This window comes from Eubacterium oxidoreducens (assembly GCF_900104415.1).
Classification (GTDB): domain Bacteria; phylum Bacillota; class Clostridia; order Lachnospirales; family Lachnospiraceae; genus Eubacterium_C; species Eubacterium_C oxidoreducens.
This window is the reverse complement of the sequence record NZ_FMXR01000004.1, coordinates 238,365-259,750: the sequence shown is the minus strand read 5'-3', so window position 1 is coordinate 259,750 and position 21,386 is coordinate 238,365. Positions and strand designations below refer to the sequence as shown.

23 protein-coding genes are annotated in these 21,386 nt (G+C 39.5%); 3 read left to right on the top strand and 20 right to left on the bottom strand.

Annotated features, from left to right (window positions below):
* The first annotated feature begins 102 nt into the window (after positions 1-102).
* Positions 103-648, top strand: coding sequence for a hypothetical protein (locus BLS20_RS01225; protein WP_090171276.1), 546 nt, complete (start codon positions 103-105; stop codon positions 646-648).
* A 160-nt stretch (positions 649-808) separates the two neighbouring features.
* Here the strand turns inward: BLS20_RS01225 and BLS20_RS01220 are convergent, their stop codons facing one another.
* The 8 genes from BLS20_RS01220 to BLS20_RS01185 form a co-directional block, all read right to left on the bottom strand.
* The gene (locus tag BLS20_RS01220; RefSeq protein ID WP_090171273.1) at positions 809-1,885 is read right to left on the bottom strand and encodes a family 20 glycosylhydrolase; all 1,077 of its coding nucleotides are present in this window, start codon (positions 1,883-1,885) and stop codon (positions 809-811) included.
* 38 nt (positions 1,886-1,923) lie between these two features.
* Positions 1,924-2,685: a response regulator gene (locus BLS20_RS01215; protein ID WP_090171270.1), complete on the bottom strand. Its 762-nt coding sequence runs from the start codon at positions 2,683-2,685 to the stop codon at positions 1,924-1,926.
* A gap of 31 nt (positions 2,686-2,716) precedes the next feature.
* Positions 2,717-5,227 carry an ATP-binding protein gene (locus tag BLS20_RS01210; protein WP_176762231.1) on the bottom strand — a complete coding sequence of 837 codons (2,511 nt, stop codon included), beginning with the start codon at positions 5,225-5,227 and terminating at the stop codon, positions 2,717-2,719.
* A 395-nt stretch (positions 5,228-5,622) separates the two neighbouring features.
* On the bottom strand, positions 5,623-6,081 hold the full coding sequence (locus tag BLS20_RS01205; protein WP_090171263.1) for a flavodoxin: 459 nt from the start codon (positions 6,079-6,081) through the stop codon (positions 5,623-5,625).
* Positions 6,082-6,386: 305 nt separating this feature from the next.
* The gene (locus BLS20_RS01200; RefSeq protein ID WP_090171261.1) at positions 6,387-7,058 is read right to left on the bottom strand and encodes an ABC transporter ATP-binding protein; all 672 of its coding nucleotides are present in this window, start codon (positions 7,056-7,058) and stop codon (positions 6,387-6,389) included.
* Positions 7,059-8,669, bottom strand: a complete 1,611-nt coding sequence (locus tag BLS20_RS01195) for an FtsX-like permease family protein (RefSeq protein ID WP_090171258.1) — start codon at positions 8,667-8,669, stop codon at positions 7,059-7,061.
* 9 nt (positions 8,670-8,678) lie between these two features.
* Positions 8,679-8,963, bottom strand: coding sequence for a hypothetical protein (locus BLS20_RS01190; RefSeq protein WP_090171255.1), 285 nt, complete (start codon positions 8,961-8,963; stop codon positions 8,679-8,681).
* A 373-nt stretch (positions 8,964-9,336) separates the two neighbouring features.
* Complete coding sequence (locus tag BLS20_RS01185) at positions 9,337-9,957, bottom strand: flavodoxin family protein (protein ID WP_090171252.1); 621 nt, start codon at positions 9,955-9,957, stop codon at positions 9,337-9,339.
* 165 nt (positions 9,958-10,122) lie between these two features.
* On the opposite strand from BLS20_RS01185, the gene BLS20_RS01180 reads away from it, so the two are divergent.
* On the top strand, positions 10,123-10,689 hold the full coding sequence (locus tag BLS20_RS01180; protein ID WP_090171250.1) for an acetate uptake transporter: 567 nt from the start codon (positions 10,123-10,125) through the stop codon (positions 10,687-10,689).
* Between the two features lie 263 nt (positions 10,690-10,952).
* On the opposite strand, the gene BLS20_RS01170 is transcribed toward BLS20_RS01180, so the two are convergent.
* The 6 genes from BLS20_RS01170 to BLS20_RS01145 all read right to left on the bottom strand — a co-directional run bounded on the left by BLS20_RS01170 (position 10,953) and on the right by BLS20_RS01145 (position 14,992).
* Entirely contained in the window at positions 10,953-11,222 is a 270-nt protein-coding gene (locus BLS20_RS01170; RefSeq protein ID WP_090171243.1) for a hypothetical protein, read from the bottom strand.
* A gap of 360 nt (positions 11,223-11,582) precedes the next feature.
* Positions 11,583-12,248 (bottom strand): 3'-5' exonuclease, encoded by a 666-nt coding sequence (locus tag BLS20_RS01165; RefSeq protein WP_090171239.1) that lies wholly within the window; start codon positions 12,246-12,248, stop codon positions 11,583-11,585.
* 319 nt (positions 12,249-12,567) lie between these two features.
* A complete protein-coding gene (locus BLS20_RS01160; RefSeq protein ID WP_090171236.1) occupies positions 12,568-13,152 on the bottom strand; it encodes a cyclophilin-like fold protein in 585 nt (194 codons plus the stop codon).
* 12 nt (positions 13,153-13,164) lie between these two features.
* A complete protein-coding gene (locus tag BLS20_RS01155; protein WP_423230166.1) occupies positions 13,165-13,752 on the bottom strand; it encodes a sugar O-acetyltransferase in 588 nt (195 codons plus the stop codon).
* 2 nt (positions 13,753-13,754) lie between these two features.
* Positions 13,755-14,756 (bottom strand): alpha/beta hydrolase, encoded by a 1,002-nt coding sequence (locus BLS20_RS01150; protein WP_090171229.1) that lies wholly within the window; start codon positions 14,754-14,756, stop codon positions 13,755-13,757.
* Positions 14,757-14,776: 20 nt separating this feature from the next.
* Complete coding sequence (locus tag BLS20_RS01145; protein WP_090171226.1) at positions 14,777-14,992, bottom strand: hypothetical protein; 216 nt, start codon at positions 14,990-14,992, stop codon at positions 14,777-14,779.
* A gap of 121 nt (positions 14,993-15,113) precedes the next feature.
* Between BLS20_RS01145 and BLS20_RS01140 the strand changes: the two genes are divergently transcribed.
* Entirely contained in the window at positions 15,114-15,995 is an 882-nt protein-coding gene (locus BLS20_RS01140) for a LysR family transcriptional regulator (protein WP_090171224.1), read from the top strand.
* Positions 15,996-16,049: 54 nt separating this feature from the next.
* Here BLS20_RS01140 and BLS20_RS01135 read toward each other — a convergent pair whose 3' ends face one another.
* The 6 genes from BLS20_RS01135 to BLS20_RS01115 all read right to left on the bottom strand — a co-directional run bounded on the left by BLS20_RS01135 (position 16,050) and on the right by BLS20_RS01115 (position 21,280).
* Positions 16,050-17,705 (bottom strand): hypothetical protein, encoded by a 1,656-nt coding sequence (locus BLS20_RS01135; protein WP_090171221.1) that lies wholly within the window; start codon positions 17,703-17,705, stop codon positions 16,050-16,052.
* A gap of 255 nt (positions 17,706-17,960) precedes the next feature.
* Positions 17,961-18,134, bottom strand: a complete 174-nt coding sequence (locus BLS20_RS13630) for a hypothetical protein (RefSeq protein ID WP_176762230.1) — start codon at positions 18,132-18,134, stop codon at positions 17,961-17,963.
* A 97-nt stretch (positions 18,135-18,231) separates the two neighbouring features.
* Positions 18,232-18,432, bottom strand: coding sequence for a sigma factor (locus BLS20_RS01130; protein WP_176762229.1), 201 nt, complete (start codon positions 18,430-18,432; stop codon positions 18,232-18,234).
* A gap of 67 nt (positions 18,433-18,499) precedes the next feature.
* Positions 18,500-19,696, bottom strand: coding sequence for an ATP-binding protein (locus BLS20_RS01125; RefSeq protein WP_090171214.1), 1,197 nt, complete (start codon positions 19,694-19,696; stop codon positions 18,500-18,502).
* A 120-nt stretch (positions 19,697-19,816) separates the two neighbouring features.
* On the bottom strand, positions 19,817-19,966 hold the full coding sequence (locus tag BLS20_RS01120; protein WP_090171210.1) for a thioredoxin family protein: 150 nt from the start codon (positions 19,964-19,966) through the stop codon (positions 19,817-19,819).
* 156 nt (positions 19,967-20,122) lie between these two features.
* Positions 20,123-21,280 carry a PP-loop family protein gene (locus BLS20_RS01115; RefSeq protein WP_090171207.1) on the bottom strand — a complete coding sequence of 386 codons (1,158 nt, stop codon included), beginning with the start codon at positions 21,278-21,280 and terminating at the stop codon, positions 20,123-20,125.
* Positions 21,281-21,386: the final 106 nt, after the last annotated feature.

The following is a 21,386-nucleotide window of genomic DNA, read 5'->3' as shown; positions in this document are numbered from 1 at the left end:
AACCCAAAACACAGCCAGATTCCTATCCTTCCATCCATATTCCATTTATCCGTATCACTATTTCATGGTTTTTGTTATACTTAATTTAAAAGGAGGGCTTTTATGAAAAATCATTATTTATCCCGTTTCATTGTTTTCACGATAAGCGCCGCTTTCGTATTTGGCTTAACTGCCTGCGGCAATGCAACAGATAGTCGCAATTCTGATAGCTCCACGGAAGCTTCTTTCACTGCTATATCCAGCGAAAACTCTGCCGGGCTTTCAAGCGATGACAGCCTAACCGCACCATCCGATACAGATACGGATACTTCCTCGGATGTTTCTGAAAATACAACAGCCGATATCAACAATGCTCTAAGCGGAATATTAGCTGCCATTAACTCACAGGTTCAACCGGAAACGGCCGGTAGCACTATAAATGCCCAGGCCTGTGCACAAGAACTTATGGACTGGGGGTATGAAACTGGTTCCGACAGTGCCGAAATCGAAAATACCATCGTCACTTTTATGAGCACACTTTCTGCTGACGACGCTAACAACTTTAAAGAGCGCCTAGAGCTTGTGGATCAGCAATATCAGTCCATGATTAAGGACTCCGATTCCATCGAAGCTGTCGAGACGGTTATGGAACAAGCCGGTCTTCGCTAATCTCAATCCTCATCATATCCGGCGAATTCGATGCTTTCCCCATGTCAAGACTCGCACCGCAATGCACACCAAAAAAAGAATGCCGCACTGCGACATTCTTTTTTCTTATCTTGGATTATGATGATATCTTGTTTCTGACAACCCGATACAACTTCGATACCTACGAATAGATTTTAGAAGCCTTTACGCCTTTCGAATCCTCGCTCCATACGCTCACACAGGCGCCGGCAATATGATCTGTCATTACGCTTTTATGACCGGTATCCGAATCCCAGACAAGAAGACTCCAATTGTTTTTGGCATCCTTTACCGCATAGCTTGTATCTTCCTTCGAAACCGTTGTCTTACTCGGAGTAAGATACAGGTAATAGGAATTATAATTCATTACCGTAAATCCCGCCTTTTGCAAAGCCGGGAACGTCGCACGTATCTTACGACGTTTTTTTCTCTCCGCCTTCGAAGACGCGTCTCCATCGTAGCTCCAATAGGTCACGACAGTCTTCTTATTAATCTTACTAATATTCGATTTTGTGAATAAATCATTCCAGGCCCACACACAAAATCCTTTTTTCTCCAGATAATGACTGATCTTATTGATATAGGATGCATTGACCTTTGCGCTTTGTGACCAGAATTCATCGCAACCTATGTGAAAATAGGTACATCCCTTAAACAATTTCGCGTATTCTTTATAAATCTTCTTGGCAAATGTAATCGCCGCCTTGTGATTAATTGCCAATTCTCCTTCATACTCTTTGTTAAAGATTTTGTAATTGGTTTTTTTATTTTGATTGATATATAGCTTCTCGAATCCGCCTACATGCCCCGGCATATCAATCTCCGGCACAATCTGTACATCCTTTTTCTTCGCATATGCCAGAATTGACTTTACCTGCTTCTTACTCAAAAAAGACTGCCCGGTTGACGGATTATAATACGCTCCATTCTCTCGTCTATACTTTTCTTTTGCGACTTGCCCAAGATAGCTACATTCAATTCCGACATTTTGATCTCCGGTCAAATGAAGCTGTAGATACCCATTCTCACTTTTTGATGCCAGATTGATATACTTTTTTATCTGGTTTACCGAATAATAACGATTACTGACATCCAATGTAATACCACAAAGCAACCCCTCTGTTGCCGTCTGCTGCACAACACTTGCACTGCCTGGCTGCACAGACGATAGTAATAATATACTGATTATCATTCCTATAATCAGTTTTCTTATCTTCATAACTCTATCCCTTCATTTCCTATGAGCGATTTTGCCTCTTACTTCATTTCTTTTTCTTTAAAGTAGTTTTTTATAGTCTGCAAGATTTCTTCTGCCGGCATCGTTTTTAAAATATATTTCTCCGGCTTTAACATTGCTGCGGTAAGAACACTTTCCTTATCGCCCTTTGCTGTCAAAAACATCACCGGAATATGCATCAACTTTGGATCGCGCTTCATTCTCTCAAGCACTTCCGGTCCGGACATTTCCGGCATTGCGAAATCAAGCAATACCAAATCCACCTTGATATTTTGCAGAAAGGTCAACGCATCTTCACCATTGTTGACAATATGCGGCAAATAATCATCCGCCAGCAAAGAACGCATAGCTCGCAGCATAGTCGTATCATCGTCTACAATTAATATCTTTCTAAGACGCTCCTGCTCAGACTCTTGTTCAAGCATGGCAACCAGTTCATCTACATTAATGGGTCTTACCAATACATGCGAAAAACTCTCCTTCGGTATCGTAAGATACAATTGTTCTAAATCATGACTACTACCAATCAAATACAGTTCAAAGACCCATCTTTGCTTTTCCTGCAATAGATGATTCAGAACTCGAATGATATTGTCATTCAATTCCTTGATACATACGATGCATAAATGTGGATATTCCTTAACCTTCTCAACTTCGCCCGGTAAAAAACTGCAAGTTGTAATATCATAAGCCGCGTCTTCTAATCCTGTTAATATAGCCTTTGCCATGAAGCTATTATTATCTCCGACAAAGAGCATCTGACGGTTCCTTGTTATTTCCATAATAGTTTCCTTTCATCTCTATATGACAGTGCTATAATAGCCCAATCAGCCCTGTGCGGTCAACCTTTCTAACCAAAGTTTGAATCTTCTCAAATCTTTCCACTTCCTCTTGTGGTAATTGGTATCCTTCGATCATACTCAAGATTTCTTCCGCACTACGAAAATCAAACGCTTCTACCATCTCTTTCAAATCCGTATATGCCTCTTTTAACATCTGCAATTCCATCACCGGTTTTTCGGCTTTTCCCTTATCCTTTCCGTCAAGAGAACCGAGTCGCTCTCGATAGCTTAAAAGTTGCGCTAACAGTGTTGGTGTCTTTTCTTTGATAAAATCAATCGCGTTTTGATTTCCTGCATTTTCCAGTTCTGCAGCATTTGCAGATAGTTTCGCAGCTCCAATCAAACGGGCAGAACTTTTTAAGGCATGCACTTTAATTGTGTACTGCTCAATATTTTCCTGCTCCAAAAATTTGCCTATATGTTCGATCAGCTCCGGAATCTGTGCATAGAAATTCTTCGCCGTTTCCTCCCAGATTTCAGCTGTCCGGCAATATGCTTTTGCCATCTCAAAGTCAATCCCTTTAACCTGCGGATATAAATTGGCAAAGCTCGTTTGCGTATGATGTCCTTGCGCCTGACTGCGATTTTGAATCTTCTCTTTCGGAAGATGATGCATTACCATGGTTTCGAGCAATTTACTATTGATTGGCTTGGCAAGGTAATCATAAAATCCTTCCTGCATATAATATTCCTTCGCCCCACTTATGGCATTTGCTGTAAGTGCCACAACCGGTGTGTCGGCATTGATACAAGATGGCAACTCTCTCATCCGATGGAGCGTCTCAATACCATCCATACCGGGCATCATATGATCTAGAAAGATAAGATCATATGACTTATTCGTAACCATTGCTAGCATCTCTTCTCCCGATGTAGCCGTATCAATCTGCATTCCGGTTTCTTTTAATAAGCCCTTAAATACCAATAAATTCGGTTCCGTATCATCTACTGCAAGAATTGCCGCCTCAGGTGCCCAAAACAAAGCCTCGTACTCACCAAAATTTTCCACGGAAAAACGGCTTAGAAGATTTCCAATCACCTCATCACCGCGCTTCGTCTGACGCACCTTAAAAGAGAACGTACTTCCTTTTCCATACGTGCTTTCCACTTCTAGTTTCGAGTCCATAAGATGCAATAACTCATCTACGATACTAAGTCCAAGCCCCGTTCCGGTAATTGTCCGGCTCTTCTTCTCTTCGATTCTGTCAAACGGTGACAGTAATCGCTTTATATCTTCCGGTGCAATCCCTCTTCCGGTATCTTCCACGGAAACACACAGCAACATATGCGGTGGTTCTAATTCCTCATATCCAAACCGCAATATAACACTTCCTGTTTCCGTATATTTAATCGCATTGCTAAGCAAATTATTTATGATTTGCTCCATCGAAATGTAATCGCCATACAATAGGCTTGGCATCTGCGGATCAACATCAAGGACAAATGACAGACCTTTTTCTCTTGCCGATTTATTTGCTATATTGTAGCAATCATCCACCAAGGAATTCAATTCATAGTTTTCCTCAAGAATCTCTCTTTTCCCGGCCTCAATCTTCGCAAAATCCAATATGTCATTTATAATTCCCAAAAGCGTTCTTCCACTGGATTGAATCTGCCTTGCATATTCTGCCACCGAAGGTTCCTTGGTCTCTCGAATAATGATTTCATCCAAACCCAATACCGAATTGATAGGGGTTCGAATTTCGTGAGACATCTGCGATAGGAACTTACTCTTAGCATTGCTGGCAGCCTTTGCCTCTTCTTTTGCCACCTCCAATTTTTCCAAGGTCTCAAGAAGATTTTGATAATCCGGTGATTCTAGGGTAAAGAACAGGATATGTAACGCAATTGATAATCCAAAATATGTAATTTCCAGCTTTTCATCCAAAATACTTTGACTGATAAAACTCGAAACCAAAAAGAAAAAGCAAAAGATCACTACGACTACATACCGACGATTAATATTGCTGCGACTCGCAAGCAACTCACCGCCTACATAAATGGTCAGATATGCCGGTATCAAAAATCCACAGATCAGACGAATCCACGAATAGTTCCTATGCATGTCTTCCCCGTTGTGGACCCAGCACCAAATCATCTGCAGCAGTAAAAACGTAAGCACAATATAAATGAGCACTTTGTTAAATATATGCAGCTTGGCGTCCTGTGCGCGTTCGTGGATACTACTTTCTACATACATGGAAACAATGTGATACACAACCAGCACCAGACTTATCTTTAATGCAAACAAAAAAACAGTTACTCCGGACGAAATCGTACTAATATTTCCTCTTAACAGAACATAGAAAATATCATAAAAAATTCCGATTAGAATATAAATAACAATTCCGCGAAACCTTCTACTGCTTTCCCCTCGATTGACAAAACGTATCGAAAGATAGGTATATAACACTATATCAAATAAAGCAGCAGCTACTTCAAAACATATCTTATAAGCTATATCAAATGAAACATCTACCATCCTAATATTTTCCTTTACAGCGAATCCGAAATCACAAGTGCATTTGTATAGTACCATAGTACCGTACTTTTTACCACCCTTTATCATAAAAAAAAACACCCGCTACCGCACGATAGCTCCGCTTCGCCTACGCAATGAAAAAAAGAGTCGTGGGTAATATCGCATAGCGATACTCGTCTTAGAACGGGTGTTTTTAACAATATAATACGTCAAGACTCGCTCGCGAGTCTTGCGCGCCGGATTCGGGTCTGCTTCAGCAGACAAATTCCTGTCCGAATCCGTGTGCATCCTCGCGGAGCGTTTAACTCAGTCGGAGCTTGTACCCCGACTGAGTATAGTTTGTCATAACCCCCACCTACGCTAACGCTTAGAGGTGGGGGATTTCTCCGACTGAGTTATAGGCTCTTCGCCCAATTCTCAAGTTCGGATGCGCTCTTCACAAGCTTAGCATCCACGGCTAATGCACCTTCCACATAAGGCGTCAACTTCGCAGCTGTCTTTCCAATTCCACTAGCTGCGGATGTTGCAAATGCATACACCTTCTTACCAGCCCAATCATATCCTTTACAAAACGTATTAATCACTCTTGGCTGGGCACCATACCATATCGGAAATCCTATATATATAGTATCGTATTGCTCAAAATTATCTATCTTTCCTGCAACCGGAACCTCTTTTTTTCCAATTTGCTCCCGGTTACATCGAGCCATCGGATTCATCCATTTGATTTCTGCCGATGTATATGGCTTCTCCGGAATAATCTCGAAGATATCCGCTCCAATCTTCGAGGCAAATTCCTTTGCCACTTTTGCTGTTTTTCCCTCTGCACTAAAAAATGCTACTAATACACTCATGTTCGCTTGTCCTCCTATCTGTTTCTCACTGTGATTTTCTGTCTGTCATTCGCCTTTGACTTCACCTTCTACCATTTTGCTAAGGTGTATCTAGAATTCCAGAACAACATACCATATATTCACTATCATTTCATCAATTATAGCTCTTTACAATAAAAATTTATACGTTCAAACAAATAACAAACCCACCAGATCGTGTCAAACCCTAGCAAAACTTCACTGCTTTTGACACGTCCCGATGGGTTCGTTTATAGGTAGCCAAGCTCACTTAAGATAAAGTGAGCTTTCGCCATATTTTATCGTATTTATTCTTCGATTATTTTACCATCTCCAAGTTTTATAATCCGATCGCATCGTTTAGCCAGTTCCTCATTGTGCGTAACAATAACTACACTTTTCCCTTCTTTCTTATATGATAAAAGAAGCTGAAAAACATCTTCTCCTGTCTGCGCATCCAGAGCTCCGGTTGGTTCATCCGCCAAAATCACTTTCGCATCATTAATTAAAGCACGGGCAATTGCCACTCGTTGCTTTTGTCCTCCGGAAAGATTTTCTACTTTTGACTGAAGTTTATCTTCTATTCCCAACTCTTTTGCATAACGGCTAATCTTTTCTTTGCTTCGTTTAGACTTTTTGGCATACTTAAGTGGCATTTCAATATTCTTTTGCACGCTCATATCACCTATCAGTGCGTAGTCTTGCATAACATATCCGAAAAATTCGTTTCTGATTTTAGCAAGTTCACGATCCTTTAGTGTTTCTATATTGGTTTCACCTAGCATATATTGGCCACTGTCCAAACGATCCATACATCCGATAATATTCAAAAGCGTAGACTTACCGGATCCGGATTTCCCGACAATTGCAACCACTTCATTTTCCTGCACTTTAAGGGAAACCTCCCGCAGTGCCTTTACCTGCGCATTCTTCTTCCCAAAGGTCTTACTGATATTATTTAATTCTATTACCGTATTCATCTATTCTTTCCTCCGCACAAGTTCTGCTGCGGGTATTTTCACCCATTTATATATCGGGATACCTGCCACTAGTATCCCACTTACCAAAACGAATAAAATTGCTCCGACAATTATAGGAAGATTCTTCGGATAAAAAGCAAGACAAATCCCCGTTTCGGCAACAAGAATCACGAAAATCGGAGCTATCATTCCTTTCATTATCCTGAATTTGGTAGCGCCGCAAAGCATCATGATTCCAAACTCTTTTCTTCTTGTCTGTATCAAATTAAGTAGTACACAGATTTGACTTACGATGCAAAGCACCATAAGTATGATGACCATCTCTGCATTTTCGTACAACGCCTGATGAATATCACTTTTTATTGTAGCAACCTGAGTGCTTGTCTTTGTGTACGACATTTCTGTAAGACCAAAGATGGTTGCTTTTTCTTGAATTGCCGCTATCTGTTCGTTTGTGGCATTTAGCAGATTAAGCTGATTGATTAACATTCCGCCCCAAGTTTGATATCCGTATTTCATGGGAATCACGACCATCTCTTTTACATCATAAGCCGTTCCATCCCATCTGGGATTCAAATAAAAGGAAGCCTCATCTAAAATTCCCTGTACATAATAGATCCCATCAATCACATCTCCGGCACTATAAACGCCTTCAAAGTCTGCGCCAAGCAGCACCGGTATATAATCATTTTCCGCTCCGCTCATCTGATCTGCTGTGAATAAACTTCCTTGTGTACATGTCCATTCATAAATCTCCGGAACCAAGTCCGTTACATAGAAGGCAATATATTGTTTGTCATAATTTTCCACTACATCATAAGGCGCACCATCTTGGATTTCTACAGAAGATTCCAAAAAGGAAAAATAGTTTCCATCCGTTAGTTCATCTACATAGTCTTCAAATTCCAGAGCCGTCTCTTCATCCGAATCCGGATATTCTGCGTCAACAGTCGCTGTAAGAAAACCTGCATCTTGCAAGGAATCATATACGCTTTCATATGATTTTATAAAATCCGCATAACCTTCAAAGGTATAAATCGCAAGAAGCAACACCCATACTGCAAAAAACATTTGTCCGGCAAACAGACAATATCGCAAAACCAAAACAAGCCTTCTTCGCATTGCCCTTTTATTACAGATATTATCCATAATAATGCCAAAAAAGACCTGAATAATTCCAAAACAAAAGCTTACCAAAACAGCAATCGTAAAAACCCAGGGAATATCTTTTATTATATAAAGGGAAAATAGTCTTGATGCGAAAACAGCTATTACAGATGCCGCTCCCCAAACCAAAAGCAAGGATAACATAAGATAACGGCGCAATGTCATCTGATTTGCGCCGCAAAGTTTCCTAACTCTTAATTCATTTTTCTGTTTGTTTAGCCAATATTCCATCAGATAAAAAAGATTAGCCATCACCAAAAGAAGAATGATTACAAAAATTCCCTTTAAAAAGCCCAATCCATCACTGACTTGTGCCCCATCTTCCATCAGCCCTGTGTCTCCTGCAAGCCTTGAATAGGAAAAAGAAATCAACTCTATCACTGCAAAGGTAATAAACACATCAAAAAATAACAATAATTTTGATTTTGTAAATATTCGAATCATTTTTCGCTCCTATTTATTGTATCTGTGATATCTCTTAAGTGTATAAATAGGATTTTTTATTTTTGTCAATGTAACATCCCTACCAGTCTTCCAGCCGGAATTATATGAACCTTCTACGATTTTTATACTTGCTGATGAATACTTAGAACTTGCTGAAGCCCATGCGCGAATTCCATGGGTAAAAGTATTCTCAATATTATAATATCCATAAGTCGTCATTCCAAACGCTACACATCCTATGAAAATCGCTAAAACAATAGCAATTACCCCTGTTCCCCGCCTTATCTTTCTCATATTTTCTTCCTCCTCGAAATTAAATATTTTATATATTTGAATATTATCATTAATCCGTCCCCCTCGTCAACATCATGCACCATAACTGACTCTGTATTGAAGTTTTCTTAAATCCCTTATGTCGATACGCCTTCTTATCTCACTTCTCCATAAGATACGCATCATATTTTTCCAAGAATTTTCTTGTAAAGTTTTGTCCCCATTCGCAAATCATTTGAAATTTTTTTAAGCTCAAACTCCTTGAAAGTAATTCCTTCTTCGACTAACATAGTATTCCTTTGTATTTTTGTCGCAATTAAATACTAAAGTTTTTCTGTATGATTGGGAAGAGGAGAAATCCTCTTCCCATATTTTTTGCCCACTAAAATTTTACTTAATGTCTTATAAAATGTGTCGGTTGCCACTCTTCTTTTTGAGGCAAGCCAAATTGTTCTTTTCCCAAAGAAATACTCTTCATAAGAAATGTCATATTTCTTGCAAGAACACGCATTGTCTGCAATCCCTCTGCATCCTGCTTTGCCTCTCCCTTTTCTCGTCCATGAATGCTATTCCAATACTGGCTTGCTGCCACTGGCATGCCGCTAATTGTGAAATACTTATTAAGTTCATCAAAGGTTGCCGATAGTCCTCCTCGCCTTGCACATACTACACTTGCACCCACTTTCATCGTCTTATCAAAATGTGTACTGTAGAATAATCTGTCAAGACAGGCTATAAGTGTTGCATTTGCAGAAGCATAATATACCGGCGAAGCAACCACAAGGCCATCTGCCTCTTCGAATTTCAAAGCCAACTCATTTACCAGATCATCTATGACACATTTACCTTTTTCAAAACAGGCACCACAAGCAATGCATCCTCGAATATCCTTGTTCCCAATCTGAACTACCGTAGCGTCTACTCCTTCTGCTTCAAATACCTTTACCATTTCATTTAGGGCAATAGATGTATTTCCGTCTTTTCTTGGACTTCCATTCAATAATAACACTTTCATCTTCCATATCCTCCTATACCGTTTTTGATTGCTGTGAATGTTTTCACCAGACGGTGTGCGATTTTTCAGCTTCTGATTTCATTCCCCGCACATTCGCCTTGAACTTTTTTTCTTATTCTAGTATTCTTTTACACGTATGTACAGTTTAATGGAGGTAATGAAAAAATGTCAGAAACAAATTATGTAAAACATGCGAACGCAGGCCCTTTGGGTCTTCTCGGTTTTGGAATGACCACTCTACTTTTAAATCTTCATAATGTAGGTGTCTTTGAGCTTTCCATTGTGATTATCGCAATGGGCATTATGCTTGGAGGCCTGGCGCAATTTATCGCCGGAATCATGGAATTTCGTGCCGGAAACACCTTTGGCGCTACGGCTTTCACATCCTATGGATTGTTTTGGTGGTCACTTATCTTAATCTGGTTATTACCATATGAAAAGCTTGGCATCGAAGCTGCCGATTCGCTTTCTCTTGGTTTTTATTTCCTGCTTTGGTGCATTTATACCTTCTTTATGTTTATTGGTACCATCAAAGGAAATAACGCAACACGCATTGTTTTTGGAACACTTATGCTCTTGTTTTTATTCCTGGCTTTGGAGAATTTTGCCGGAAGTCACACACTCGGAATCGTTGCCGGTGTGATTGGAATCATCAGCGGTGCATCTGCCATCTATACTGCTGTTGCCAGTGTTGTCGATGAAGAATTCGGCAAAAATCTGATGCCTATGTAATATCTTTCAGTCGGAGTTTGTACTCCGACTGAATCAATGGAGAATCTTTCTCCATATTTGATGTCGAATCTCTGATTTCTTCCCCTTATATATTGGTCTAAATACCATCGCGTAGTCGCGGTTCGAAATTATGATTTCTACTAATTTAGGTGTTATTCTTTTTAAGTTAACCTCCACTTCCTTTTCAAAGAAGTTAGACGGTAACTTATCGGCAAGGTCATCCATAAAGCCTATGCACAACTCTTCCATAAGATATTGGCTATTTAACTCAGTCGGGGTACAAGCTCCGACTGAGTTAAACGCTCCGCGAGGATGCGCACGGATTCGGACAGGAATTTGTCTGCTGAAGCAGACCCGAATCCGGCGCGCAAGACTCGCGAGCGAGTCTTGACTTTTTGTTCTTTGTATTGTATGAGCATATTTTGCTCTGTCATTTTAGACCGGCAAATGGCCTTGTTGAAATAGCTTGCTGCTATCATGTAAAATGCATACTCAAATGCTGTTTGTTTGTTCGTGAAATTCATCTTTTCCATATCGTGTTTCTCCTTTTAAAAAAATATACTTTAACGCACAAAAACCGGGTAACTTAGATTGAAAGAACCAAACTTTTTGAAAAAAAGCAGAGTACTCCTATGGTTCTTCCTAATATCCTTCGTTATCCCGGTTTTATTTACCCGATATTTCAATTGTGCAATCACTGTAACATCTTTTTTCTGTCAGCACCATAAACCAGCAGTTTATGGTGCTTCATTTCTTATACGCTCCCTTCAATTATTAAGCACCCACTTTTCAAAAAAATGAGTGCTTTGTTATTCTTTTCCAATAGGGTCTTAATCTTCTAGAATCTGCTTCAAAGAATTCTCTACACTTAACGTAACATCTGTCGTTCCGCCCTATGCACATACAAATGCTGAAAAATCAATCAAGCTACCTATGGTAGTGCCAATTTCAGTCGGTTCCATATACTCTTTAATCTTCCGTAGGGTCTTATTGAACCGCTCTTCATCCCTGATAATCTGAAGAAGCTCTGCCGTATTTCTTGCATCGTCCAATGCATCATGCTCTCTACCCAAGAAATCTACACCGGCCATTTCAAGAGCCATCTTCAAAGACACCTGACGTTCAAATCCAAGGTATGAATCAAATTCCTGCTGAAAGTCAAACCAGTCATTTCCTAATAGTTCAGTTTCTGCACCAGAAATCTCATAGCTTTTCAAAACCATTTCCTTTGCAATTTGGCTATAATCAGATTCGCTCCAGGCATATACTATGACTTCATCACCGGTCGCAAGGCACCAATTTGCAAACATGTGAAGTGCTTCATTGAACTTTGGAGCATTTGCCACCATGTCATCTGTGATACCTGTAAGTCTACTGATATTTCTTGCGATACCATCGCAATGCTCAGGCTTTACATAGGTACGAAAAGAAGAAATTTCCTGCAGGTTATCATTGAGCATAACTGCACCAATCTCTATTGTCTCTAAACCACATATTCTACGTGCATCATCCTTCTTACGGATCGTATTCATTTCTAAATCAACAACAATATGCTTCATGCGGTATTTCCTCCAAACATTTCTTGAATCCATTGCTTGATTGTTACATACCAATCCTAACAAATTTTTCATCCCAAAAATCGTACTCAAAAAGACGCATAGACCATCCGATCTACACGCCTTTCCGTACACGCCTTCGTAATGTGAATTTCAAAATTCTACTTTTTGGGGTCCATATCCAGTACAAGTAGAAGTTACTCTTGCACCGCGCTTCTTGAGTTTATATTCTATACAAGGATAGAAGCTCTTCCCTCGTCATCAGAATTAAGAACAAATCTGTAAACAACAGCCTTGTCCACGACATCTTCGTAAGAGGTACCTATTCCGTGCTGATGGTTATCGTAACATCTCCTTGCGAAAGAAGATCTGCCATCTCTGCCTCATCCTTATCAGATATATGACCAAGTCTTGTGTATGACCAGCTGTTGGAGCCATAGAACACTACCATCTGATTGCCCGAATAAAGTACAATGTCACCTGAACTCGTTGTTGAATGTTTATCATCTCGTGGCAAGCTCTGTCCTATGGAACCCACCTGTTCAAAACCGCCATACATTGACATCTGAATGGTAATATCACCATCTTTAGCCATATCCCGCAGTCTTTCTACAGCCTGGTTGTCTTCCCACTCCACATTAACTTTTGTATCATCAATCATCATTATCATAGTATTATCCCCAATAGCTTCATCATCTGCTGATTCATCTTTTTCTGCCGGCTGATACATAGCAGTTCCCTCCGACATGACATTCTCTTCTGAGCTTTCTGTTTCAACATTTTCTGATGTTGATATTTCAGTTACTGCATTCTGATTATCACCAGAGTTTATTGTATTTCCAGAACAGGCGCTCATACAAAACATGATCGTCATACAGAATGTTATCAAAATCATTTTCGTTTTCATCTTAAACATCCTTTATTTCTTTTCTATTGGCACGACATTTTCTATCTTCTTAATCAGTTTTGCGGGAACGCCTCCCACAATTGTGTTTTCCTCTACATCTTTAGTTACAACAGCTCCAGCTGCAATTACAGCACCGTCACCGATTGTAACTCCTCTGGTTATAATTGCTCCTGCTCCAATCCAAACCCTGTTTCCAATATGTATAGGAGCACACAGAAGGTGCCTGTCATAAGGATTCAAATCATGATCCAGAGTAGCAAGGACGACCCTGTGCCCAATCAGGGTGTTATCACCAATGTATATGCCGCCCTGATCCTGGAAGCTGCATCCGGAATTGATGAATACATTTTTCCCGATGTGAATGTTTCTTCCAAAATCCGTATAAAAAGGTGGGAACAATCTCAAGCTTTCATCCACTTCCTCACCGGTCAGTTCAGTCATGATACTGACGATTTCCTCTGGCGTATGGTACTTGGTATTTAATTCCATGGTCTGCTTTATGGCAGCCTGGCTCTGCCTCATGAAACATTCATGCATCTCTTCTGTCATATCTTCTACTCTGTCCAAATTAAGATATTCCAGTATTTCTTCAACCGTTATCATTACTTTAAACTCTCCTTAAAGAAGCTCTCCAGCTTGTCATAAGGAATATAATCCTTATCTCCGCCATCATATAGATCTGTATGCACCGCATCAGGAATTATCATAAGTTCTTTATTATCAGCATACTTGCTGTCTCCTACCATATCTGCATATGCATCCTTTGAAAAATAACATGAATGTGCTTTTTCTCCGTGAACCAGCAAAACTGCACTTCTAATTTCATTGCTGTACTTAAGTATTGGCTGATTAACGAAGGACTCACAGCCAATTACATTCCAGCCTCCATTGGAATTAAGGCTTCTCTTATGATAGCCTCTGTCTGTCTTGTAATAGTCATAGTAGTCTTTTACAAAGAAAGGTGCATCCTCCGGAAGTGGATCTACTACACCGCCGCCAAGCTTATACTCACCTGCCTTAAGGTCTTCAAGTCTCTGAGCGCACATGGCAGCCCTCTTCTGATACCTTGCTTCCTCGCTGTCCTCGGAGTCAAAATATCCCTTGGCATTTACTCTTGTCATGTCATACATTGTCATTGCAGCTGTAGCTTTGATCCTTGTATCAAGAGCTGCTGTATTTACAGCCATGCCGCCCCATCCACAGATACCGATGATTCCAATCCTGTCAGAATCTACTTTTTCATTAAGTGAAAGGAAATCAACTGCAGCCATGAAATCTTCTGTGTTGATATCAGGAGATGCCATATATCTTACGTTCCCACCGGACTCTCCTGTAAATGATGGGTCAAATGCTATTGTTAAGAATCCTCTCTCTGCCATTGTCTGAGCATAAAGACCTGAGCACTGCTCTTTAACTGCACCGAATGGCCCGCATACAGCAATTGCAGGGAGCTTACCATCTGCATTCTTTGGAACATACATATCCGCTGCAAGCGTGATTCCATATCTGTTTACAAATGTGACTTTGCTGTGGTCTACTTTATCACTTTTCTTAAAGGTTTTATCCCATTCCGTTACAAGGTTCAGTTCTTCTTTTCTGTTCATTTTACATTCCTCCGTTTTAATTACTTTTCTTTTTGGATCTGTCTTATCAAAAAATCCATGTTATCTACTTTTTTCTGACTGTCATGAAGTTCGTCCATCAGATGGCACCGGCATTTTCTAAGATCTCGAAGAAGCGTATCTGTATCCCCTTCTTCATACATCTTTTTCATAAAGCTTATTTCTTTCTCATCACAGCCCATGCCTGAAAGGTTTTCAAGTATTTTTTCTGTATCCATCTCTGACTCCTTTCAATTTCCATACTAAAGCCTTGACCGGTTTTTCGCTAATGAATAAAATAAATATCATGATATTACTTTTTGGAATATCATCCAAATCATTTAACTTTAGGAGGTTTTCATGGAAATAAAAAATCTCAAATACTTTCTTGCAGTTGCGAGGGAAGAAAATATGTCGAAAGCCGCTGAGCAGCTTCATGTCTCTCAGCCAACTCTTTCAAAGACATTAAAAGCATTAGAGGAAGAGCTTGGAAAAAAGCTGTTTGTAAGGCACAGCTTCAGTATTTCACTTACAGATGAGGGTATGCTACTGCGTGACCGCGCCCAGGATTTAGTAGCAATGTCAGATAAGATCGAACAGGAATTTAATTCTCTGGATGATATAACCGGTGGCGATATACATTTTGGACTGGCAGAAAGCTATCAGATAAGATACCTTGCCAGGGAGATCTATAAGTTAAAAGAAAAATATCCAGGACTTTCTTATCACATAACCAGCGGTGATACCGAACAGGTTACAGAAAAGCTTGATAAGGGTATTCTAGACTTTGCTGTGCTTTGCGAAACACCTGACAGCAATAAATATGAATATGTAAAGTTTCCCGAGGCGGATGTATGGGGTTCCATTATGTCAGTATCTCATCCCCTTGCAAAGAAAAAATCCATCCGTGTATCCGACCTTGTGGGCGAGCCTCTATTTGTCTCCGAGCAGAGTTGGAACAACGAGATTAAAGCATGGGCAAAAAACCGATTTTCAGAGCTTAAGCTTGAAGGGTCTTTCAGACTATCCTATAACGGCTCTGTGTTTGCAAGAGAAAAACTCGGAATCCTCCTTACATTTAAGGACCTGATAAACACCGAAGGAACCGATATGGTGTTTCGGCCACTTTCACCTGCGCTCAGATCGGAATTATACCTGATATGGAATAAGTATCAGACCTTTACTCCTATTGCAGAAAAATTTCTGCAGCAAATCAGGAAAGCCTTTCAATCGCAAACGTAAAGTCTGATTCCAAGCCCACTTACGAATAAGTGGGCTTTTATCAACACCTTGCGATTATTTTTCTATTATCTTTCCTCTATTTTTGCATCCCTTAATCGTAGTATTGACTGCATAACTACAGATTCCAGGTTTCTCTTCGCCACCTCTGATATAAATTTTCCCAGTGTTTGTGCAGGATTTAATGACATTCTTTCCTTTTTTCACCTGCCAATTTCCGGAAGAATCTACAATTCCTGAAGATTTGCCGTCGCCAGAAATTGTTCCGGAATTGCTGCATTTGGAGACAGTACTATGATATTTGTTCGTCTGACCAATGTGATTTACGATACCTGCAGCACTAGAGGCGTGATAACGTTTATTGACAGCCGTCACTTTGGCTTTATTTTTGCAATCGCGGATTGTTACATTTCTATATTTAGAATCAACATAGTTCACGATACCTGCTGCATTGCTATCACCATCATAGTGAATCACGCTGGCAGAATTTTTAATTGCTCTGGAATTCGTGCAGCTTTTCACATTCTTATAAGCCCAATTAACGATTCCTGACACTCGTTTTGTATCCACACCTGTAATCTTTCCGGAATTACTGCATTTCGTAATTGTTCCGTTTGCGGTATTCGTGATTCCTGCTATGCCTTCTGAGAAAGGAGCGGTAATGTTTCCGGAGTTAGAACAACTTTGAATATCTCCATCCGTAAAACCTGCGGTAATTCCTGCAACATTTACAAATAATCTTTCTTTATTTTTCCATTTGGTGGTTACCTTAATCGCTCCCTGGTTTTTACATTTATAATATCTGCAGCCGGTTTTTTTACCTTCTAATGGATAGCTTCCGCTTCCGGAGATACCAGCAATACTGCAACCTACTTTTTTATTTGGTAATGAAACAGTAATTTTTGCATTATTAACAGAATTCTTAACCGTTCCTTCGATATTACCGAACATACCTCCGATGCAGCTTACCGCTTGATTCTTTTTCACATAAAGTATTGCTGCCTTGAGTGTTCCTGCCGTCTTGATGCCTGTTGCATTTCCTCTGAAATTTCCATAAAGCATGCCATAGACACCGGTACCCTTGATCGTCATGTTAATATTTACATTTACTTTTTCTGTTTTCGTACCATAAACCCAGTTTACAAGCCCACCGTAGTGTAACTTGCTTCCAAAATTGGACTCATCGCTAAAATCTTTTTTATTCTGGTTATTAAAACTTACCTTACTGTTTGAAAAAGTAATATTTGATAATTTACCATCAAAAATATCTTTCGCCAGGAGCGGTGTATTCTTAAGATTGCAATTTTTAAATTTAATATTTGTAATCTCAGTTTCATTTACACGGTTGAACAAAGATTTTCCGTTGGATGTTATACCACTGACTGTGTGACCTTTTCCATCAATCTTACATTTGGTCAATCCTAGTTGCGGCGCACTAATCTGTTTGGAACTGTCATACGCGATATCCTTTGTTAAGACAAAATATGTATCATAAAAATCCGTATGATCGTATCCATCATCTACATTTAAATTTCCCCTTAAAATCTCGAATTCCTCTACTGTTGCTATCTGGTAAGGATTATCTTTCGTTCCACTTCCTCCATGAAAGCCGTCTATTACCTCGGCTGCTTTTACAGTATTTGGATGATACAGTGCGATAATCGCAAGTAGTATTACCAAAAATAATGTTGTTACCCTAATTTTTTTCTCCATTTTCCACACCTCTTTTTACTTTGATTATATTTTGTTAAGACGCAAATGGTTTCATTTTTATGCCTCATACTTATAAGACGATAAAAATCCCTAAAGAGGGTTTAACAAAATCTAACTTTTTGTCAAGACTCGCTCGCGAGTCTTGCGCGCCGGATTCGGGTCTGCTTCAGCAGACAAATTCCTGTCCGAATCCGTGCGCATCCTCGCGGAGCGTTTAACTCAGTCGGAGCTTGTACCCCGACTGAGTTAAAAAATTTATCTAGTGACTTCTTCCGACCAGATTTTTTGTTCTCCATTCATGCGATAGGATTTTATCGAAACAGAAAGCAGCTTCCATCCATAGCAAGGATCCACAAACTGTAAGCGGTCAGTATATGGCACTTCCATCGAAATCTGATAGGTAATCAGATCGTAAGCATCTTTGTACACGCCATCTGCAGCTTTATATGTCCCATTTCCTGTCTTTTCAATTTCATAAACATGCGGATTCTACGCGCCCTCTTCATTTGCCCAGACAGTGGTCAATTCAAAACCATCGGCATTGGTCACATCCGGCCATGAAATCAGAATTGCATCGCAAGAAGCTCTCCTGTACAATGTCCTCACACTCTTCATGTTGATTGATAATCTGACGCGCTGCAGCATAAGCATGTCTGTAATATGCCTCATACAAATCTTTGTATTCACGCTGCTTCGCATCGTCCATCTGTTTTTTTATTTCACCCATTTTCATTAACCTTTTCTTTTATTACACTTTTGCGTATGCCCATCTATTTCGCAAATTTGAACTTTTATTATTTTTGCGAATCAGAAAGCCATCTGGCGATATCGATAATCCTTATTCCTTCATGTTGGCTTTCATCATGTTTTGTCCTGGCTATCAGTAACTTTGGATAAGCATCCTTAATCCCTAAAAGCGATGAAACTTCTCGCTTAAAAGTATCCTCTCTGGATATATCATCAGATACCTGAATGTAGACCTTTTCGCCTTCTTTGATTGCGACAAAATCCACTTCTTTTTTATATAATTTTCCCACGTATACTTCGTATCCGCGTCTGAGAAGTTCTATTGCCACTATATTTTCATAGAGATGTCCATAATCAGTATTTTTTGTTCCTATCTCAGAAAAGCGGAAAGCCAAATCAGACAGGTAGTACTTCTTATCTGATTCTAAATATCTTTTCCCCTTTATGTCATAACGCTGGATTGGATAAAAAAGGAATGATCGGCAAAAGTAATTCATATATGCCCCTACTGTCTTATCATTAGTTCTGTAGGTGCCAGATGTTAGTTTGGATGCCACATTTCTTATCGAAGTCTGGTTACCAACGTTATCCATAAGGTAGTTCCCAATCATTATCAAAAGATCTTCGTTTTCTATCTTGAATTTTCTAACGATATCCTTTGTAATAGTGGTTCTATAGATACCATTAACATATTGTCTGGCATCTTCCTCCGTTTTATAAAGATATGAACCAGCCATTCCACCTTTCTTTACATAAGAATCAAAGGCTTCCTCTATATCATTTGATGGATAATACATAAGATACTCTTTAAATGAAAATGGATATAAACTTATCTCATAAACTCTTCCCCCAAACAACGTAGCCAAATCACTTGATAAAAGGAATGCATTTGACCCGGTAAGGTAAATATCATAGATTTCTTCTTCGTAAATGCTATTGATCACACGTTCAAAACCTTCACATAGCTGTATTTCATCAATGAAAAGATAATTCGTTTTGTCGTTTGCATACTGTTGCTCTATGTAGTCATAAAGCTTGTCCGCATCCAACAGTTTCTCGAACTTCTTTAAGTTCAGCTTGATCCGGACGATATTAGCCTTATCATCAGCAGATATCATATCTATGAAAGCATCCATCAATTTAGATTTACCGCTTCTTCTTACCCCGGTTATTACTTTTATGTCCGGAACATCCTTTACCGATAAAAGTTTATTTAGATAATAGTCTCTTTTTATAAGTTTCATCGTAATTTCACCGCCTTTATTTAATTGTATTTCATTTCGCAATTTTAATCAATTTTAAAATTTGCGAAATGAAAAGCTTCCGAATCACAAACTATATAATTCTGCAAAAAAAGATCGGCATCAAATCCATTTCTGAATTCTTTGCCGATTTTCCATATCCGTGATATACTCTATCTCCGCATCGATCCCTTTTTTCGCAACTGCTTCTTTTACAGATGCAAGGAGAGCCTCACAGCTTTTGCATCCTCCGCCTAATACCTTGATATTCATGACCATATCCTCCTTTTGTATTCGGTTATCCCTGTTACCATTTGTTTTAGCAACTATAGTATACAGGTAAATCCACGTTGCTACAAAATGGAGGTCATTACATATTGTCTAATTTCTCGCGATAACAATCTCTTATAGCTGCTGTTTATTTTGCTTCTAATATTCATCCAGAAAATGATGTCGTTTTCCATCTTTTTTATAGGCAATCACTGTGCTGAGATTCACATTTTCAACGCTCTTAAAAATATTGCCCTCTACATATGGATTGCTTTCCTTCAACTTTGCAATCAATCTTTTCGTTTCCAGTCTCTTCGAAGAAGTCGTTCCATCCACATGACAGGTGCTACAGGTCTCTGTAAAATGACATGCGCATTGCAGGAAACGCAATTCGTTGTAATCTCTCCATTTACAAATCTGCTCTTCTCTTACCAGATAAAGGGGACGTATTAATTCCATGCCTTCAAAGTTTGTACTGTGAAGCTTCGGCATCATTGTCTGTACCTGCGCTCCGTAGAGCATTCCCATAAGGATTGTCTCGATGACATCATCATAATGATGTCCAAGCGCAATTTTATTGCAACCGAGTTCTTTTGCTTTGCTATATAAATGACCTCGACGCATTCTCGCACACAGATAACACGGATTCTTTTTTGCTGTATCTACCACATCGAATATTGTACTGTCAAATATCGTAATCGGGATGCCTAATTTTTTTGCATTGTGCTCGATTAAGGCTCGATTCTCTTTGTTGTAGCCCGGATCCATCACTAGAAAGGTCAGTTCGAAATTGACCTTTCTATGCTTTTGCAACTCCTGAAAGAGTTTTGCCATGAGCATAGAATCTTTTCCCCCTGAAATACAAACAGCAATGTGGTCTCCCTCCTGTATCAAATCATAGGTTTTGCATGCCTTTGCAAACGGGGTAAATATCTGTTTATGAAAACGATCCCTGATACTCTTTTCCGCTTTTATCTGAGCCTCTTCACTGCTTTCATTTAACATCGTATCCATCAGAAAAGCATTGTATCCTCCCGACAGATTATAAGCATCCAGATTTCGCTCCTCTAATTGCTCCGCAATCTCTCTCGATTGCTCTCCACGCTGACAATATAATACGATTTTTCGATTCTTATCCAATTTCTCTATACATTGATCTATTTCACTGTCAAATGACGCTGCCGGAATACAAACCGCATCCGGTATCATCCCATATAGAATGCTTCCCTCATCTCGTATATCGATTAGCTGATAGTCCCCTTTAGGCAACTGCTTTAATTGATGAATCGTGATTTCCTTCATTACGAATCTCTCCATTTCTTTTTTGTTTCTTACTTCCTAAAAAACAAAAGAGCATAGCCCGCTCCGGTAAGATGAACTTACTCGTTTTTGCTACGCTCTTGTTGCATATGCTAACACTCGT

What these genes read in the sequence shown, in the direction of transcription:
- BLS20_RS01225 (WP_090171276.1), top strand. Translation starts at nt 103, where the DNA reads ATGAAAAATCATTATTTATCCCGTTTCATTGTTTTCACGATAAGCGCC.
- BLS20_RS01220 (WP_090171273.1), bottom strand. Translation starts at nt 1,885, where the DNA reads ATGAAGATAAGAAAACTGATTATAGGAATGATAATCAGTATATTATTA.
- BLS20_RS01215 (WP_090171270.1), bottom strand. Translation starts at nt 2,685, where the DNA reads ATGGAAATAACAAGGAACCGTCAGATGCTCTTTGTCGGAGATAATAAT.
- BLS20_RS01210 (WP_176762231.1), bottom strand. Translation starts at nt 5,227, where the DNA reads ATGGTAGATGTTTCATTTGATATAGCTTATAAGATATGTTTTGAAGTA.
- BLS20_RS01205 (WP_090171263.1), bottom strand. Translation starts at nt 6,081, where the DNA reads ATGAGTGTATTAGTAGCATTTTTTAGTGCAGAGGGAAAAACAGCAAAA.
- BLS20_RS01200 (WP_090171261.1), bottom strand. Translation starts at nt 7,058, where the DNA reads ATGAATACGGTAATAGAATTAAATAATATCAGTAAGACCTTTGGGAAG.
- BLS20_RS01195 (WP_090171258.1), bottom strand. Translation starts at nt 8,669, where the DNA reads ATGATTCGAATATTTACAAAATCAAAATTATTGTTATTTTTTGATGTG.
- BLS20_RS01190 (WP_090171255.1), bottom strand. Translation starts at nt 8,963, where the DNA reads ATGAGAAAGATAAGGCGGGGAACAGGGGTAATTGCTATTGTTTTAGCG.
- BLS20_RS01185 (WP_090171252.1), bottom strand. Translation starts at nt 9,957, where the DNA reads ATGAAAGTGTTATTATTGAATGGAAGTCCAAGAAAAGACGGAAATACA.
- BLS20_RS01180 (WP_090171250.1), top strand. Translation starts at nt 10,123, where the DNA reads ATGTCAGAAACAAATTATGTAAAACATGCGAACGCAGGCCCTTTGGGT.
- BLS20_RS01170 (WP_090171243.1), bottom strand. Translation starts at nt 11,222, where the DNA reads ATGGAAAAGATGAATTTCACGAACAAACAAACAGCATTTGAGTATGCA.
- BLS20_RS01165 (WP_090171239.1), bottom strand. Translation starts at nt 12,248, where the DNA reads ATGAAGCATATTGTTGTTGATTTAGAAATGAATACGATCCGTAAGAAG.
- BLS20_RS01160 (WP_090171236.1), bottom strand. Translation starts at nt 13,152, where the DNA reads ATGAAAACGAAAATGATTTTGATAACATTCTGTATGACGATCATGTTT.
- BLS20_RS01150 (WP_090171229.1), bottom strand. Translation starts at nt 14,756, where the DNA reads ATGAACAGAAAAGAAGAACTGAACCTTGTAACGGAATGGGATAAAACC.
- BLS20_RS01145 (WP_090171226.1), bottom strand. Translation starts at nt 14,992, where the DNA reads ATGGATACAGAAAAAATACTTGAAAACCTTTCAGGCATGGGCTGTGAT.
- BLS20_RS01140 (WP_090171224.1), top strand. Translation starts at nt 15,114, where the DNA reads ATGGAAATAAAAAATCTCAAATACTTTCTTGCAGTTGCGAGGGAAGAA.
- BLS20_RS01135 (WP_090171221.1), bottom strand. Translation starts at nt 17,705, where the DNA reads ATGGAGAAAAAAATTAGGGTAACAACATTATTTTTGGTAATACTACTT.
- BLS20_RS01130 (WP_176762229.1), bottom strand. Translation starts at nt 18,432, where the DNA reads ATGGGTGAAATAAAAAAACAGATGGACGATGCGAAGCAGCGTGAATAC.
- BLS20_RS01125 (WP_090171214.1), bottom strand. Translation starts at nt 19,696, where the DNA reads ATGAAACTTATAAAAAGAGACTATTATCTAAATAAACTTTTATCGGTA.
- BLS20_RS01120 (WP_090171210.1), bottom strand. Translation starts at nt 19,966, where the DNA reads ATGAATATCAAGGTATTAGGCGGAGGATGCAAAAGCTGTGAGGCTCTC.
- BLS20_RS01115 (WP_090171207.1), bottom strand. Translation starts at nt 21,280, where the DNA reads ATGGAGAGATTCGTAATGAAGGAAATCACGATTCATCAATTAAAGCAG.